Here is a 15,189-nt window from a genome sequence, read left to right as displayed (position 1 = left end):
TATGGATGACATGAAGAAGCTTTTGATTGTTGCCCATGCCCCCTCCCAGAACACCCTCCGCCTTCGAGAAGCTGTGGAGGAGGGTGCCCGCCACGAAGACATCGAAAACGTTGAAGTAACCGTTCTGGCACCTTTGGACGCCGGTCCCGATGACGTTCTGTCCTGCGACGCCATTATTCTGGGCACCACTGAGAACCTCGGGTATATGAGTGGTGCTTTGAAGGACTTCTTCGATCGCAGCTACTATCCCTGCCTTGAGAAAACCCAGGGGTTGCCCTTTGCCTATTACATCCGCGCAGGCCATGACGGCACGGGCACCAATCGGGCGATTGAAAGCATTACCACCGGGCTACGCTGGAAGCTGATCCAGGAACCTCTGATCTGCCGGGGTGAATATCGGGATGAGTTTGAAGATCAGTGCCGGGAGCTTGGGATGTATGTCGCGGCCAGTCTTGACGCCGGACTGGTGTGAGGCTGAGGCCGGTTCAGCTGGCAAACCGGTTGTAGAAGCCTTCAATGCGCGACAGGGCATTGTCGACAGTTCGTGAATAGCCCTTCTTGTCCAGACAATAGCTGAACTGGACGCTGACACGATAACCGGTCTGGTAGGGCTGGCACTCCACCACCCTGGCGCATACCCGCGATTCGCTGATGTATTTACCGTCAAAGTCCATCAACAGGCGCGCTCCCGGTTCCACCGGCCTGGGGCAGAGTACAGCCATACCGTAGCGGTTAAGATCGAGGCAGGTAACCGGCGTGGCCTGCTTGCCACGAGCCAATAAGCCACGCTCCCGGAGCTGGACTCTCAGGCAGGAGGCGGGGTACCGATCCTTGATTCTGCGTTCTGCGGAATCACTGGTCATACGCTGGCGTCCGTTGCGTGCATTGTATTTATAGTTGGGAGATGAAGTGTAGTTCCGGAACGACTGGCTGAAAAATGAACAGCGGCAGAAATGTGAACTACCTAACAAAATCCTGCGCACTGTGCGCAACTCCAGAAATCTTCGTGCTGAACGCGACAGAGCCGACCGCAGAATCTACAATGACCGGCCAATGTGTCAACCGTTACAGGACCAAACCTTGAAGTCACTGTCTCTGCACCAGCTTTACAAAGCCTGTGTTCTGAAAGATCTGCCGTTCAAAACCACCAAGCAACTGGAGCCCCTGGCTGAAATCGTCGGCCAGAACCGCGCCCAGGAAGCTGTGCGTTTTGCTCTGGCGATGCCCCATGGCGGTTACAACGTCTATGCCGTTGGCCGAAATGGCCTGGGTAAGCGCACCATGATGTTGCGTTACCTGGAGCACCATCTGGATACGGATCAGCAGAGCCATGACTGGTGCTATGTGGCTAACTTCGAGGAACCGCGTATTCCGAAGCTGTTGCAGCTGCCTGCAGGAAAGGGCACCCAGCTAAAGCAGGATATGGAAAAGCTGATGAGCCGTCTGGTAAAGGTGATTCCCCAGACCTTTGACAGTGACAGTTTCCTGGAACGTTCGGAACAGCTGAAGAACGAATATGGCAAGAAGCAGGAAGACGAGCTGGAGAAAGTGGCAGCACAGGCCAAGCGCAAAAAAGTCAGCCTGACGGTGACCACGCCCGGTGGTTACCGGCTGGTTGCCATGAATGGTGATGAGCCCCATACCGCGGAGTCTTTCCAGGCCCTGACGGAGGAGCAGCGCGATAAGTTTGAAGATGCCATCAATAAGCTTGAAAAAAAGCTCCGTCAGGCCCTGCGCAAACTGGCGGACTGGGAGCAGGAGTACGCCGATAAACAGCAGGCCCTGAACCAGGAGACCCTTGAGGGTATTTCTGGCCACCAGATTGATGAGCTGATTGAGAAATACAAGGATTTGCCGGATGTTGTCGCCTACTTTGAAGCGGTTCGGGAAGACCTTGTAGAGAACCTGGAGATATTTCTCGACGATAATGAGGAACAGGCAGCGATTGCCTATGCCTCCCTGGACAAAAAGATGCCGCGCCGGTATCTGGTTAATGTGCTGGTGCACCAGAAAACCAATGAGGTGCCGATGGTGGTGGAGGACAACCCCACCTACCACAACCTGTTTGGCTATGTGGAAAACGTCACCTACAAGGGCACGGTGTTCACGGATTTCTCCCTGATCCGCCCGGGCAGTCTGCACCGCGCAAATGGTGGCTATCTGTTGATGGACGCTATCAAGGTTCTGGAACAGCCGTTTGTCTGGGACGGGCTCAAACGTGCCCTGCGCTCGAAGTCCATCCAGATAAACTCCCTCGAACGGGAACTGACGCTATCCGGAACCATCTCAATTGAACCGGAATCGGTTCCCCTGGATGTCAAGATTGTCTTGTTTGGTGATCGTGAAACCTGGATGTTGCTGCAGGAATACGATTCCGAGTTTGCCGAACTGTTCCGCGTGACGGCGGATTTTGAGAACGAAATGTACCGTTCGGATGACAGCCAGCTGCTCTATGCCAAGTTCATTGCCAGCCTGGTAAGTGAGAAGAAGTTGCTGCACTGTTCGAACAAGGCGGTTGCCCGGGTGATTGAACACAGCGCCCGTATGGCCGAACACCAGGATCGACTGTCCCTGCATGCCGCGGATATCGCCAATCTGTTGCGGGAGTCGGATTTCTGGGCCCGGCAGGCCGGTGCGAAGCTGATTCAGGATATTCATGTGGAGCGCGCTCTGGAAAGCGCCAAATACCGGGATAGCCGGATCCGTGATCAGTTCTACGATTCCATCCGTGACGGCACGACGCTCGTAACTACCAGTGGTACGTGTGTTGGCCAGGTTAATGCGCTGTCGGTTCTGTCCACAGGCGGGTTTGAGTTTGGCCTTTCCAACCGTGTCACCGCGACCTGCTATTATGGAGATGGCGCGGTGATGGATATTGAGCGTGATGTAAAGCTCGGTGGCAATCTGCACTCCAAGGGTGTGATGATCCTGAGCTCCTGGCTCGCCTCTCATTTTGCGGTCAATGATCCGATGCATCTGTCGGCGAGTCTGACCTTCGAGCAGAACTATGGCGAAGTGGACGGTGACAGTGCCTCGCTGGCAGAGCTCTGCGCGCTGATCTCGTCCCTTTCCGGAATTCCGGTCCGACAGGATCTGGCGATCACCGGGTCGGTCAATCAGTTTGGCGAAGTTCAGCCCATCGGAGGTGTGAATGAAAAAGTGGAAGGCTTTTTCACGACCTGCCAGCTCAAGGGCGGGCTGTCGGGCACCCAGGGTGTCATTGTGCCAACCACCAATGTGCAGAACCTGATGCTCGACAGCGAAGTGGTAAAGGCAGTACGCGGAGGCCAGTTTGCGGTGTACGCGGTTGCCCGTGTTGAGGAGGCCATAACCCTGCTGCTCGGGAAGCCTGCGGGCAAGGCCGATGACAAAGGCAGGTACCCGAAGCAGAGCGTTTTTGGCATTATCCAGCAACGACTTGAGAAAATGCGGGAACATGAGCGCCAGGAACATGCTCGTGACGACCATAAAGACCCGTCAATTCACTGACCGGCGATCATAAGAAAACGGACAGGAGAGAACACACCCATGACTGATATCCAGCAAACCGTGTACGTTGTAGAGGACGATGAAGCAGTCCGCGATTCCCTGGAGCTGCTGCTGAAATCTGACGGCAAGCCGGTCAAGACCTATGAGAGTGCAACCGCTTTCCTGAAGGACTATTCCGACAAGATGGCCGGCTGCATTGTGCTGGATATCCGCATGCCAGGCATGGACGGTATGGAGCTCCAGAAAAAGCTGAATGAAAAGCACTCCATCCTCCCGATCATCTTTGTGACCGGTCACGGTGATGTGCCCATGGCCGTTGACGCCATGAAAGAGGGCGCGGTGGACTTCATCCAGAAGCCATACCGTGAGGAGGCGCTGCTGGAGAAAATCGAGGCGGCACTCAAGCAGGACCTGGAGCAGCGCAAGTCCCTTGATGAGAAGCAGGAGATCATCCGCCGCATCAAGAGTCTGACCCCCCGGGAACACGAAATCATGGACCGGATGATCGCCGGCCAGGCCAACAAGGTGATTGCCATTGAGCTGGAGATAAGCCAGCGCACAGTGGAGATCCACCGTTCCCGCGTTATGCACAAGATGGGTACCCACTCCCTGGCACATCTCGTTCGTATGGTCCTGTCCGTAAAGGACCTTATCGACGCAGGGTGATCCCGGCGGCATCATACGGTTACTTTTTTAACCGGCCCGACATTTATGACTGAAGCTGTCAGCGAGAACTCGGAGGTGACGGTTCTGCTCGTGGATGACAATCCGCAGAACCTCAAAGTCCTCTATGAGACCCTGAAAGACAAAGGTTACCGGCTGCTCATTGCCAACGAAGGCGAAAAGGCCCTCGACCTTGCCCACCGTCATCAGCCCGAAGTGATCCTCCTGGACATCATGATGCCGGAGATGGATGGCTATGAGGTCTGTGAGCGCCTCAAGGCGGACCTCCAGACGGCAGACTGTGCCGTTGTTTTTCTGTCTGCGCTGGATGACCTGCAGGCGAAGGTGAAAGGCTTCTCCCTTGGAGGCGCCGACTACATTTCCAAGCCCTTCCAGTCTCAGGAAGTGATCGCCAGGGTGAAAACCCACGCCAGCGTGATTCGCCTTGAACGGGAGCTGCAGGCCCGCAATCGTGAGCTGCAGAGCGACCAGGCCCGGATTCTCAATTCCATCAGCGAAGGCATCTACGGCCTCGATGAGAACGGCATTATCGAATTTGCCAATCCTGCGGCGGCATCGATTGTTGGCTGCCCGGTGGAAGAGCTTATTGGTCGTGATTTTTTCAAAACCCATTTCGCGACCGCCGCGGACAATCCGGACGGCATACCTGTTAAGGCAACCTGTCAGCAGGGAGTGGCCGAGAACCAGCGGGATATCCGAATGTTGCGGGCCGACGGAACCGGCTTTCCTGCGGAGTACCGTTCGACCCCGAAACTGGACTCTGACGAACTCCATGGTGCGGTTGTCGTGTTCCGTGATATCACCGCCGAACTGAACAACGAAAAGGCGCTGGAGGATGCCCGGCAGCTGGTTCAGGAGCAGCGTGACCAGTTGGCCCATACCTCCCGCCTGACCACAATGGGCGAAATGGCTGCCGGCGTTGCCCATGAGGTGAACCAGCCGTTGACCGCAATCACCAATTATGCCCGCGTCGCCAAGCGTATGATGGCAAAAGAAGACGCGGATATGGGGCTGCTCCAGCAGACTCTGGACAAGATTGAGGCCCAGTCCCATCGCGCCAGCGAAATCATTCGCCGTATTCGTCGATTCATGAAAAAGCCGGCCACGGGCAAGGAAGTGCTGTCAGTGCCTGCGTTGCTGGAAGATACCCGGCAGTTTGCCGAAGTGGATATGCGCAACAACAAGGGCGCCATTGAGCTGTCTGTGCCTGAAGACATTCCGGATGTTCTGGCCGACCCGGTCCAGGTGCAGCAGGTAGCCCTCAACCTGATCCGTAATGCCCTTGAAGCGACCAGCAGTATCGATTCCAGCGCGCCCGTCGAGGTGACCGCGAGCGTCCAGGGTGACACCTGCGTGCGAATCCAGGTGCGGGACCATGGCATGGGCTTATCGGAAGATGCTGAAGAGAAGCTGTTTCTGCCGTTCTTCACGACCAAGGACGAGGGTATGGGGATTGGTCTCTCAACCTGCCGCTCCCTGATACAGGCCCAGGGTGGCGACATTGGTTTCGAGCGACCGGAAGATGGTGGCGCCTGTTTCTACTTTACTCTGCCTGTTGCCGGCGCCAAGAGTAATACCTGTACACCGGATGGTGAGTCGTCCTAAAGCCAGTCAATGCGGCCGGTCAAATGGGGCGCATCACCTTTCGCGTTCAATACCTGATAGTCCCAGCCCTTTTCTCCCGTTTGCCAGTTCAGCTGGGCCGTGCCGGGCAGAAACAGCGGTTTCTTGAACTGACAGCTGACGCGAAGAGCGCCGCTTTGCCAGCCTTCCTGCTGCTCCAGTAGCGCGAGTGCGTGGGCTTTTGTCCACATGCCATGGGCGATTGCCCGTGGAAAACCGAATACCTTGGCGCTCAGGGCATGCATGTGGATCGGGTTGCTGTCACCGGATACGCGGGCATACTGCCGGCCGATGGACTCGGGTGCCTTCAGATTCTCTGTGTTCGGATAACGCTCCAGCTTCGGCGGCGCTTTTTTACCGGAAGATTTGCTCTCACCATCCGTTTGCCGGAACAGCGTTGTACTTGCTTCTTCCCAGACCAGCCTGCCCGCAGAGCGTGCCTCCGTAATCAGATCGAATTCCACGCCCCGTTCGCTCTTCACGGTATTGCTGAGTCTTACCTGCAGATCGAGGTTTTCCCCGGTGCCGATAGCCCGGTGCTGGGTAATCGTGTTTCTCAGGTGTACGAGGCCCAGAAGCGGCAGGGGAAAGTCTTTTTCGGTGAGCAGTTTCAAGTGCAAAGGAAAGGCGAGCACGTGGGGCCAGGTGACTGGCAGGTGACTGCGAGCCACGAATCCGCAGACCTGCTGATAGCGCTTCAGGTTCTCCCCGGAGGTACTGACACCGAGCAGGCTCGCTGAAAGATTCGGGATGCTGATATCGCCGCCGGTTTGCTTCTGCTTTGGCAGCAGCGTTCTGCCATACATCGGTAACAAGGCGGGCGGTGTGTTGCGGTAAACGAGGGTCTCTGACATCGGTATTCTCCTTCACAGCCCGGACCATCAATCCCGGCATGACCTTGGTTGAACGCTTTGAAGCAAAGGGTATGCATTTTTTTACATTTTGGTACAACTCGGCGACTGTGGCCTGATATGCTCTACTAGTAAGACGATTGTCTAACAGGGTGCGGTTCGTAGGCCCCTTGAGTCTGACAAACCTCTGGAGTCTGTCAAAGCCCTCCAGATCAGGCATTGACCCGGCGCGCCACAGTGGCTGTCGGGAAGGCCACAGCAGTAAACCAATAAAAAGCGGAATCTTATGCAGGAACTTCGTGACGCGGGAGTGATGTTGCGCCTGATCTATGAGGCGATGAAAAAGAAGGGAATCAATACCAATGCCATCTTCAGCCGCCTGGGTGTGGATGAAAATTACGTTTACACCGAGCAGCTCCGGACTCCCCACAGTGCCCAGATGTACTTCTGGCAGGCTGTTGAGGACGTTTCCGGCGATCCGGATGTAGGCCTGCACCTAGGGCAACTACTGCCTGCGTACAAGGGGCAGGTGCTGGAGTATCTCTTTCTGAGCAGTCCCACCTTCGGAGAGGGTCTGCGGCGGGCTCAGAACTATCAGCGCCTGCTCAGCGACGCAGCGAACACCGATTTCTTCATAGAGGGTGACGATGCCTGCATGGTGCTGGATGCGGCGTCCGATGATGTCCGCAGACTAAAGCATTTCAATGAATGCTTCGTGCTGGGATTGATTACCTTTTTCCGCTCGATCACCGATGGCAACTTCTACCCCTCACGCATTGAGTTCGAGCACGAGCGGACTGAGGGCCAGGACCATGTGCGCGAGGTGCTCGGATGCGAAGTCACTTTTGGGGCGCCGGAAAATCGGCTCTATTTCCCGGCAAAACTGCTATCCCATGCCTCACCTCATGCAGAGCCGGAGCTACTGGATCTGCATGAGCGGTTCGCCAGCGAACAGGTCGCCCGGCTGGAGAAAAAGGATATCGTTGGTCAGGTGGAGCGGATTGTGGCAGAACTCCTCGATAGTGGGGAGGTCACCCTGGATGCCGTAGCTGAGCGTCTTGGCATCAAGCCGAGAACCCTGCGCACGCGCTTGACGGAGGCCGAGACCAGTTTCAATCAGGTGCTCGCGGATTTCCGCTATCGTCTGGCCCGTCAGCTGCTGGCAACCACCGATGAATCCATTGATGAAATTGTCTACCTCACGGGCTTCTCTGAGCCCAGCACCTTCTATCGCGCATTCAAGCGCTGGTCCGGTATGACGCCGATCGAATACCGCAAAACCGCGCAGGGCAAGGATGCGATGGTCGATGCCATGTAACAGGACGCTTTTTCTCAATTTTTTTGAGAAAAAGCGTTGACATAACGGGGCGCCTCTTTATAATGCGCCCTCGTTGTCACAGAGCATTCACACCGCTGATTGCCAGGCCTCCCAGAGGCCAGTTGTGATGACCCGCACGGAGCGGTAGTTCAGTTGGTTAGAATACCGGCCTGTCACGCCGGGGGTCGCGGGTTCGAGTCCCGTCCGCTCCGCCATTTTTGCCCCTCTTTTGTATCCTTTGTCGCCCCAAGAATTTCTGAGCTCGTTTTACATCTGCCAAAACCAGCTGTGTGTCATCGTAATGTCATTCAGACGATCTAGTCTGTTCCTGAAAACTCAAGAACAGGGTAGCCGCTATGCGAGATTACGAAGAAGAGTTGATTGAAAGCCAGTTTGAAGAATTCGAAGACGATGACGGCCGGGATGACGCTATGGAGCTCTGATGTCAGGAATGCCGGGTTCGCTTTCGGTGTTCTCCCGGGCTCAGGCTGAACCACCGCCGATAAGCTTTGTGAAAGGCGGCAGGGTTGGCAAACCCCAAAAGCCAGGCAATTTCGGCCAGTGATGTCTCCGTCTCGCGAATATAATCCCGCGCCAATTGTTTCCGCGTTTCATCCATCAGTTCCCTGAAACCGGTTCCCTCTGCAGCCAGTTGTCTCTGCAGTGTCCACGGCGCCACCCCCAGTTTCATTGCAATGGTTTCCAGGCTAGGCGTTTCGCCCCGGAACAGTGGTGTGAGCAGGTTCTTTACCCGGTCTCCCGTTGTCCATCCTCGTCGGATCTGCTGCAGTTCGCGCTCGCACAGCTCCGTGAGCTTTTCATGCATGGCCGGCTGGGCCTGCTGGCTCGTGCTCTCCCAGATATCCTGCCGCACTGAGAGGCTGTTTTTCGCCGCTCCGAACTGCACCGGGCAGCGGAACCAGCTTTCGAATAAGTCATCCTGTCCGATGGACCGGTACTCAATGGTGACTCTCTCCAGAACGTCATAGCGGCCGGTCACGGTTCGGAGAAATTGGGTCCAGGCAGCGAGAACAGAATCCACTACGAAATAGTTGAAGTCGTTGTAAGGGCGGATCGAGTAGAACCGGGCCTGTCGGGTGTCCGGCCAAACCATGGGGATGCCTCGGCTGTTGCGGCTGGTCAGCAAGGCGTAGCGAATTAGCGTGCTGATTGCCGCCCCGGCCGTGTGGGCAGTCTCTCCGGCGAGCCCGGCAATGCCAGCGTCGACAGGGCGAGATAATGCCCCCATCCTCAAGCCCAGGGCCGGGTTGCCAGTCTCGCTGATCGCTGCATGCCCCAGGCGCATGAATCGTGGAATGCTGATACGCGCTTCCGGCGAAGTCAGTGTCTGATCGTCAAGCTGGAAACGGGATGCCAGTTCTGTGCTGTTGGCGCCTTCGGCCTCGGCCGCCCGCAAGAGCGCAGACACGTAGAGAACACTGATGTCTCCAAGTGAGTTTCGGCTTTTTGGCGGGATGGATCGCTGGTCGCTCATTGAAGTCATTGTCTGACATGTCGTGTAAAGATAATAAAATGTTATCCATGGATATTGTCGATGACAAGCGTCGCGAGTAGTTTAAGGCTCAACAATGAACGGGCCCTGACCATGGTGGGAGTCCCGACGAAGATCACGATGAGGAGACAATACATGACTGCGAGCACGACTCCAGGCGTTGCCAAATACCCAAACCTGCTTGAGCCGCTGGACCTTGGCTTTACCAAGCTGCGTAACCGCACCCTGATGGGGTCCATGCACACGGGGCTTGAAGAGGCCAAAAACGGATTCGACCGCCTGGCGGCCTTCTATGCAGAACGCGCCCGTGGTGGTGCAGGCCTGATTGTTACCGGTGGTATTGCGCCTAATGTTGAAGGTGGGGTATTCCAGCACGCCGCCAAGATGACCACCGAAGAAGAGTCTGAAAAGCACAGGATCATCACTGACGCGGTGCATGAAGCCGATGGCAAGATCTGTATGCAGATCCTTCATGCTGGCCGTTACGCCTACTCTCCGGAGTTGGTTGCACCTTCAGCCATCCAGGCGCCAATCAACCCGTTCAAGCCCAGGGAGCTGGACGAAGCGGGCATTGAAAAGCAGATCCAGGACTACGCGGATTGCGCCGCACTGGCACAGCGTGCCGGCTATGACGGTGTTGAAGTCATGGGCTCGGAAGGCTACTTCATCAACCAGTTTATCGTTTCCCATACCAACCATCGGACTGATCGCTGGGGCGGCAGTTATGAAAACCGTATCCGCCTGCCTATCGAGATTGTACGCCGGGTACGTGAACAGGTGGGTGAGAACTTTATCCTGATCTATCGACTGTCCATGCTGGATCTGATTGAAGACGGCAGCACCTGGGAAGAGGTTGTTCACCTGGCCAAGGAAATCGAGAAGGCGGGTGCGACCATCATCAACACTGGCATCGGCTGGCATGAGGCTCGTGTGCCCACCATTGCAACGTCGGTTCCCCGTGGCGCCTTTACCAAGGTGACAGCGCGCCTGAAGGGTGAGGTAGGCATTCCGCTGGTCACCACCAACCGGATTAACATGCCGGACGTGGCCGAGAAGATTCTGGCGGAAGGCGATGCCGATATGGTGTCCATGGCCCGCCCGTTCCTGGCGGATGCCGATCTGGTTCTGAAAGCGGCAGAAGATCGGGCCGATGAGATTAACACCTGCATCGGTTGTAACCAGGCCTGCCTGGATCACACCTTCAGCGGCAAACTGACGTCATGTCTGGTTAATCCTCGTGCCTGTCACGAGACCGAGCTGAGCTATGTGAAAACCGCTGCGCCCAAGTCCATTGCGGTGGTTGGCGCTGGCCCGGCCGGCCTGGCATTTGCGTCGGTCGCAGCTGAGCGGGGCCACAAGGTTACCCTGTTCGATGCCGGTAGCGAGATTGGTGGCCAGTTCAATGTTGCCAAGCTTATTCCGGGCAAAGAAGAATTCTATGAAACCCTCCGTTATTTCCGGGTGATGCTGGACAAACACCAGGTGGACGTGCGTCTGAACACTCGTGTCAGCGCTGACGATCTCAAAGCCGGTGGCTTTGATGAAGTGATCCTGGCAACGGGCGTCAAGCCACGTACGCCGGAAATCGAGGGGATCGATCATCCGAAAGTGATCGGTTATCTGGATGCGCTTCTGGAGCGCAAGCCGGTCGGCCAGAAAGTGGCCGTGATCGGTGCCGGCGGTATCGGGTTCGATGTCTCCGAGTTTATCGTCCACAAGGGCACGTCGGCCGCCATGGACACCGAGCACTTCATGCGTGAGTGGGGTGTGGATCTGAGTGTTGAGCACCGGGGTGGCATTCAGGGTGTTGAACCCGAAGTGCCGGAACCTGCCCGCGAAGTCTACCTGCTTCAGCGTAAAGCCTCGAAAGTGGGTAAGAATCTGGGCAAGACCACCGGCTGGATTCACCGTACCTCCCTGAAGAACCGTCAGGTTCAGATGGTGCCCGGTGTGACCTACCGTAAAATTGATGATGAGGGGCTTCATGTAACGGTCACGCCGAAAGGTGCGGATCAGGGCGAAGATCGGGTGCTGCCAGTGGATACCATTATCGTCTGCGCGGGGCAGGAGCCGTTGCGTGAACTGCAGAGCGATCTCGAAGCCGCTGGCCTGCCGGTGCACCTGATTGGCGGTTCGGATGTGGCTGCGGAACTGGATGCCAAGCGAGCGATCGATCAGGGTAGTCGCCTGGCGGCAGAACTCTAAGCGCAAAAACGATCACAAATCGTTGCAGTTTTTCCCTGTGCAGACACGATTGTCTGGCTAGACTAATAGCTTTGAGTCTGTCAGCTTGCCTCTTCGCCCTGGCTCCGGAAGGCCTGGGTTGATGAGGTTGGCATCGCGATCTGATGGAACATCTTTCGGGATTCTGTCGTGTGGTGTCGAGTCGTTGAACTGTGGAGAACGTGCAATGGTGTCTGCCGACCAGGCAACCGATGGTTATTCGGCGGTATTTTTTGTGGAAGGGAATCAGGTGGCACGCGAGATGCGGGCCAATGAATTCGGGGCCTTCCTGGATGGCTATGTGGGGCTGTCCGATCTCGCTGAAACCGATGTCAGGGCTGTTCTGGTTGAGCTGAGTGGCGACCTTCGGGTCCAGGCACTGGTTTTCTTTCGGATTTGGTTCGATGAAGAAGGCCGGGCCGACAGCCATTGGAATGTGCCTATTGAGGACTTGGCCAGACAAGGCGCCAAAGGGCCGGACATGGGCGGTGGTGCGATCCGACTGGTTTGCCGCAGCCAGTGCCCGGATCCCAAGTTCAAGGAGGATCTGTGGGACCCGGACATGACACCCGGGAATAACCATTTCCAGGCTATTCGCAAAGCGGTTGAGGCCAACAGTCTCAAATTCCGAAAGATGGAGCCGGTTCAGGAAGAGAACATTCCGGTTCTGAGCGCGCAGGCCGAGGATTCGTCAGATCGTGAAGAAGCTGCGGCAGCGGCGGATCGTTCCCGCTTGGCGCAGCTGATCCGGGAGCAGCGCCTGCGGATCAAGACTCTTCAAAGTGTTCACCGGGATGCCTTGTCGGATATACAGCGAGAGCATCGCCTGGAGATTCAGGGATTGCGCGGTGATCTTGCGGATCTTGAGCAGAAATACGAACGGCAACGCCTGAGCAATGAGCAGCTTAAAAAGCGACTGTCGGAGCGAAACGAGCAGTACCTCGCCATGCAGGAGCAGATGGCCGCTGTGGGTGAGGAGAAACAGCGCGAGGATTCAAACGCGGGTGCTGAGCTCCTGCTGCTCAGAGAGCAGCTGGAGCGGCGCCAGCGGGAGCTGGAGTTGAGGGACGAGAAAATCGTTGCCCTTGAGGAGGAAAATCACGAGCTACGCAATCGCGAGCCGCCGGAAGACTCCATAATGGACCACCTGAAGCGCCAGTCGGTATTCCTGGTTGCCTATCAACCCGGCGTCGGCCATTTGACGCTGCCCTTCAAAGATATTGAAACCTACTTTAATAATCCCACGGCCTACGCTGCAGAACGCTGTGGTATGAATGAGCCCGCCTATAGGGAATGGCTGGAGCATTATGAAAACCCCGTCTGTAGCCATGAAGACGACGATGGCAATCGTTGTGGTGAGCCCATTTTGCGGATCAGCCAGCCAGCGGAATTCCGTCCGGGCATTGACGATCGTTGCGAGAAACACCAGGCCTGAGGCCGGAACTTTTTCAGTATCGGGGTGACTTTCGTTAAACTGTACGCCAGATTGTCACCGGGGTAACGGTTTCGTTTGTCCCCGCCGCATTCCGACACCACAGGAAACTTCATGGATCAGTTCAGGAACATTGGTGTGATTGGCCGAATGGGCAGCGTAAAAGTGGTTGAGTCACTGCGCCAGCTCAAACAGTACCTGATCGCCAACAACTACCACGTCATTCTTGAGGAAGACACAGCCAGCATGCTGCCCGGGCATGGCCTGCAGGTGGCCAGCAAAAAACTGCTGGGCGAGATCTGTGATCTGGTCATTGTTGTGGGCGGTGATGGCAGCCTTCTGGGCGCTGCCCGTGAGCTGGCCAAGTCCAAGATTCCCCTGCTTGGTGTCAATCGTGGCCGTCTGGGCTTTCTGACCGACATTTCCCCTTCCGATCTTGAGGAACGTCTGGGCAAGGTTCTGGAAGGCGAATACATGGAAGAGACCCGGTTTCTACTGGATGGCAACGTCGAGCGCAACGGCCAGCCCCTGGGGTTTGGTACTGCCCTGAACGACGTAGTGCTGCATCCGGGCAAATCCACCCGTATGATCGGCTTCGATCTGTTCATAGATGGTCATTTTGTCTACAGCCAGCGCTCGGATGGCCTGATCGTCTCGACACCGACCGGATCCACCGCCTATTCGCTGTCCGCTGGTGGCCCGATCATGCACCCCAAGCTGGATGCCATTGTTCTGGTGCCTATGTTTCCCCACACTCTCAGTAGCCGGCCGATCGTTGTCGATGGCAAGAGTGAGATCAAACTGGTGATCGGGGAGACCAATGAAACCTATCCGCAAATCAGCTTTGACGGCCAGATGAATATTGCCTGTGCGCCCGGCGATATCATCCGCATTACCAAGAAGCCGTTTAAGATCCGGTTGATTCACCCCACAGACCATAATTTCTACGCCACCTGCCGTGACAAGCTTGGCTGGGCTAGTGAAATATCAGCGAGTTGATCATGGCTGCAAGCAAAGCGACCGCAAGCCGCGGTTACGACATCATTGGCGATATTCACGGCTGTGCCAATACCCTGGCCAGATTGCTGGACCAGATGGGGTACCGCAAGATCAACGGGGTATACCAGCATCCGCGTCGTCAGGCGATCTTCATAGGCGACATTATTGATCGCGGACCACGCATCCGCGAGGCGCTGCACCTGGTGCGGGACATGGTGGAACATGGTTCTGCCCGCATTGTCATGGGCAATCATGAGTACAATGCCCTGGGTTATTGCACGAGGGCCCGCCCCGGTAGTGGCAAAACTTTTCTGCGTGAGCACAACGCGCGTCACGACCGTCTGATCCGGGAGACGCTGGAACAATTCGAGGCGCACCCCTACGAGTGGAATGAGTTTCTCGAGTGGTTCTACACCATACCGCTGTTCATTGACGACGAGGACTTCCGCGTTGTCCACGCCTGCTGGGACGGTGATCTGATCGAAAAATTCAAGCAGACGCAGGGCGGTGCCTGCATCGACGAGGATTTCCTGCACGCTTCGGCCGCCATTGAGTCGTTTGCCGGCCAGGTCATGGATACCCTGCTGCGGGGAACAGATCTCAGGCTTCCCGAGGGAGTAAGCATCACCGGCCGTGATGGCTATGTGCGTGAGTTTTTCCGAACCAAGTTCTGGGCCGACGATCCCCAGACCTATGCCGATGTCGTATTCCAGCCAGATCCGCTGCCACCGGAAGTGGCAAGCCGGGTACTGACAGACGACGAGCGCAAACAGTTGATCAGCTATCCCCTGGATGCGCCGCCCGTGTTTGTTGGCCATTACTGGATGGAAGGTGAGCCAGCGCCGCTCAAGTCCAATGTTGCCTGCATTGACTACAGTGCGGTGAAATACGGGCGGCTGGTGGCTTATCGGATGGATGGTGAGCGGGCACTTTCCAGGAACAAATTTGTCTGGGTAGATGTGGAACGGCCGGAGCAGCCGGACTATCCCACCAGCGAAGACAGCGTTGCGCGCTAAACCGAGCATCGCGGCTGAATCATTTCCGAGGCGGAGTAAGC

12 protein-coding genes and 1 tRNA gene are annotated in these 15,189 nt (G+C 56.4%); 10 read left to right on the top strand and 3 right to left on the bottom strand.

Annotated elements, in window-relative coordinates; translation table 11 throughout:
* Nucleotide 1 precedes the first annotated feature (1 nt).
* Nucleotides 2-472 carry a flavodoxin family protein gene (locus FMN52_RS06365; RefSeq protein WP_205424910.1) on the top strand — a complete coding sequence of 157 codons (471 nt, stop codon included), beginning with the start codon at nt 2-4 and terminating at the stop codon, nt 470-472.
* Nucleotides 473-485: 13 nt separating this feature from the next.
* Here FMN52_RS06365 and FMN52_RS06360 read toward each other — a convergent pair whose 3' ends face one another.
* A complete protein-coding gene (locus FMN52_RS06360) occupies nt 486-863 on the bottom strand; it encodes a PilZ domain-containing protein (RefSeq protein ID WP_148607847.1) in 378 nt (125 codons plus the stop codon).
* A gap of 217 nt (nt 864-1,080) precedes the next feature.
* Here FMN52_RS06360 and FMN52_RS06355 point away from each other — a divergent pair, with 217 nt between their 5' ends.
* From FMN52_RS06355 to FMN52_RS06345, 3 genes are read left to right on the top strand one after another with little or no spacing between them, the layout of a single operon-like run.
* Complete coding sequence (locus tag FMN52_RS06355; RefSeq protein WP_148607845.1) at nt 1,081-3,489, top strand: ATP-binding protein; 2,409 nt, start codon at nt 1,081-1,083, stop codon at nt 3,487-3,489.
* Between the two features lie 39 nt (nt 3,490-3,528).
* Nucleotides 3,529-4,155 (top strand): response regulator FixJ, encoded by a 627-nt coding sequence (gene fixJ / locus FMN52_RS06350; protein ID WP_008170525.1) that lies wholly within the window; start codon nt 3,529-3,531, stop codon nt 4,153-4,155.
* Between the two features lie 45 nt (nt 4,156-4,200).
* Nucleotides 4,201-5,778 (top strand): response regulator, encoded by a 1,578-nt coding sequence (locus FMN52_RS06345; protein ID WP_148607843.1) that lies wholly within the window; start codon nt 4,201-4,203, stop codon nt 5,776-5,778.
* Here the strand turns inward: FMN52_RS06345 and FMN52_RS06340 are convergent.
* Nucleotides 5,775-6,650: a MaoC/PaaZ C-terminal domain-containing protein gene (locus FMN52_RS06340; RefSeq protein ID WP_148607841.1), complete on the bottom strand. Its 876-nt coding sequence runs from the start codon at nt 6,648-6,650 to the stop codon at nt 5,775-5,777. The two genes, FMN52_RS06345 and FMN52_RS06340, sit on opposite strands and share 4 nt — an antisense overlap.
* Before the next feature lie 283 nt (nt 6,651-6,933).
* Here FMN52_RS06340 and FMN52_RS06335 point away from each other — a divergent pair, with 283 nt between their 5' ends.
* Together FMN52_RS06335 and FMN52_RS06330 are read left to right on the top strand one after the other, a co-directional pair.
* Entirely contained in the window at nt 6,934-7,965 is a 1,032-nt protein-coding gene (locus tag FMN52_RS06335; RefSeq protein ID WP_148607840.1) for an AraC family transcriptional regulator, read from the top strand.
* Nucleotides 7,966-8,103: 138 nt separating this feature from the next.
* A tRNA-Asp gene (locus FMN52_RS06330) sits at nt 8,104-8,180 on the top strand.
* A gap of 230 nt (nt 8,181-8,410) precedes the next feature.
* Here the strand turns inward: FMN52_RS06330 and FMN52_RS06325 are convergent.
* On the bottom strand, nt 8,411-9,460 hold the full coding sequence (locus FMN52_RS06325) for an AraC family transcriptional regulator (protein ID WP_148607838.1): 1,050 nt from the start codon (nt 9,458-9,460) through the stop codon (nt 8,411-8,413).
* Between the two features lie 153 nt (nt 9,461-9,613).
* Here FMN52_RS06325 and FMN52_RS06320 point away from each other — a divergent pair, with 153 nt between their 5' ends.
* The 4 genes from FMN52_RS06320 to FMN52_RS06305 all read left to right on the top strand — a co-directional run bounded on the left by FMN52_RS06320 (nt 9,614) and on the right by FMN52_RS06305 (nt 15,148).
* Nucleotides 9,614-11,683: an NADPH-dependent 2,4-dienoyl-CoA reductase gene (locus FMN52_RS06320; RefSeq protein ID WP_148607836.1), complete on the top strand. Its 2,070-nt coding sequence runs from the start codon at nt 9,614-9,616 to the stop codon at nt 11,681-11,683.
* Between the two features lie 205 nt (nt 11,684-11,888).
* Entirely contained in the window at nt 11,889-13,136 is a 1,248-nt protein-coding gene (locus tag FMN52_RS06315) for a DNA repair protein (protein ID WP_148607834.1), read from the top strand.
* A 111-nt stretch (nt 13,137-13,247) separates the two neighbouring features.
* On the top strand, nt 13,248-14,132 hold the full coding sequence (locus tag FMN52_RS06310) for an NAD(+) kinase (RefSeq protein WP_064227361.1): 885 nt from the start codon (nt 13,248-13,250) through the stop codon (nt 14,130-14,132).
* A gap of 2 nt (nt 14,133-14,134) precedes the next feature.
* On the top strand, nt 14,135-15,148 hold the full coding sequence (locus tag FMN52_RS06305) for a metallophosphoesterase (protein WP_148607832.1): 1,014 nt from the start codon (nt 14,135-14,137) through the stop codon (nt 15,146-15,148).
* Nucleotides 15,149-15,189: the final 41 nt, after the last annotated feature.

Source organism: Marinobacter sp. BW6, assembly GCF_008107725.1.
Lineage (GTDB): Bacteria > Pseudomonadota > Gammaproteobacteria > Pseudomonadales > Oleiphilaceae > Marinobacter.
Note: the sequence above shows the minus strand (reverse complement) of the source record. Positions and strands in the feature narration are given on the sequence as shown.

Excerpts from the sequence above, each read along its gene's own strand:
- FMN52_RS06315 (WP_148607834.1), top strand. The coding sequence starts at position 11,889 with ATGGTGTCTGCCGACCAGGCAACCGATGGTTATTCGGCGGTATTTTTT.
- FMN52_RS06360 (WP_148607847.1), bottom strand. The coding sequence starts at position 863 with ATGACCAGTGATTCCGCAGAACGCAGAATCAAGGATCGGTACCCCGCC.
- FMN52_RS06305 (WP_148607832.1), top strand. The coding sequence starts at position 14,135 with ATGGCTGCAAGCAAAGCGACCGCAAGCCGCGGTTACGACATCATTGGC.
- FMN52_RS06365 (WP_205424910.1), top strand. The coding sequence starts at position 2 with ATGGATGACATGAAGAAGCTTTTGATTGTTGCCCATGCCCCCTCCCAG.
- FMN52_RS06340 (WP_148607841.1), bottom strand. The coding sequence starts at position 6,650 with ATGTCAGAGACCCTCGTTTACCGCAACACACCGCCCGCCTTGTTACCG.
- FMN52_RS06310 (WP_064227361.1), top strand. The coding sequence starts at position 13,248 with ATGGATCAGTTCAGGAACATTGGTGTGATTGGCCGAATGGGCAGCGTA.
- fixJ (WP_008170525.1), top strand. The coding sequence starts at position 3,529 with ATGACTGATATCCAGCAAACCGTGTACGTTGTAGAGGACGATGAAGCA.
- FMN52_RS06325 (WP_148607838.1), bottom strand. The coding sequence starts at position 9,460 with ATGAGCGACCAGCGATCCATCCCGCCAAAAAGCCGAAACTCACTTGGA.
- FMN52_RS06335 (WP_148607840.1), top strand. The coding sequence starts at position 6,934 with ATGCAGGAACTTCGTGACGCGGGAGTGATGTTGCGCCTGATCTATGAG.
- FMN52_RS06345 (WP_148607843.1), top strand. The coding sequence starts at position 4,201 with ATGACTGAAGCTGTCAGCGAGAACTCGGAGGTGACGGTTCTGCTCGTG.
- FMN52_RS06320 (WP_148607836.1), top strand. The coding sequence starts at position 9,614 with ATGACTGCGAGCACGACTCCAGGCGTTGCCAAATACCCAAACCTGCTT.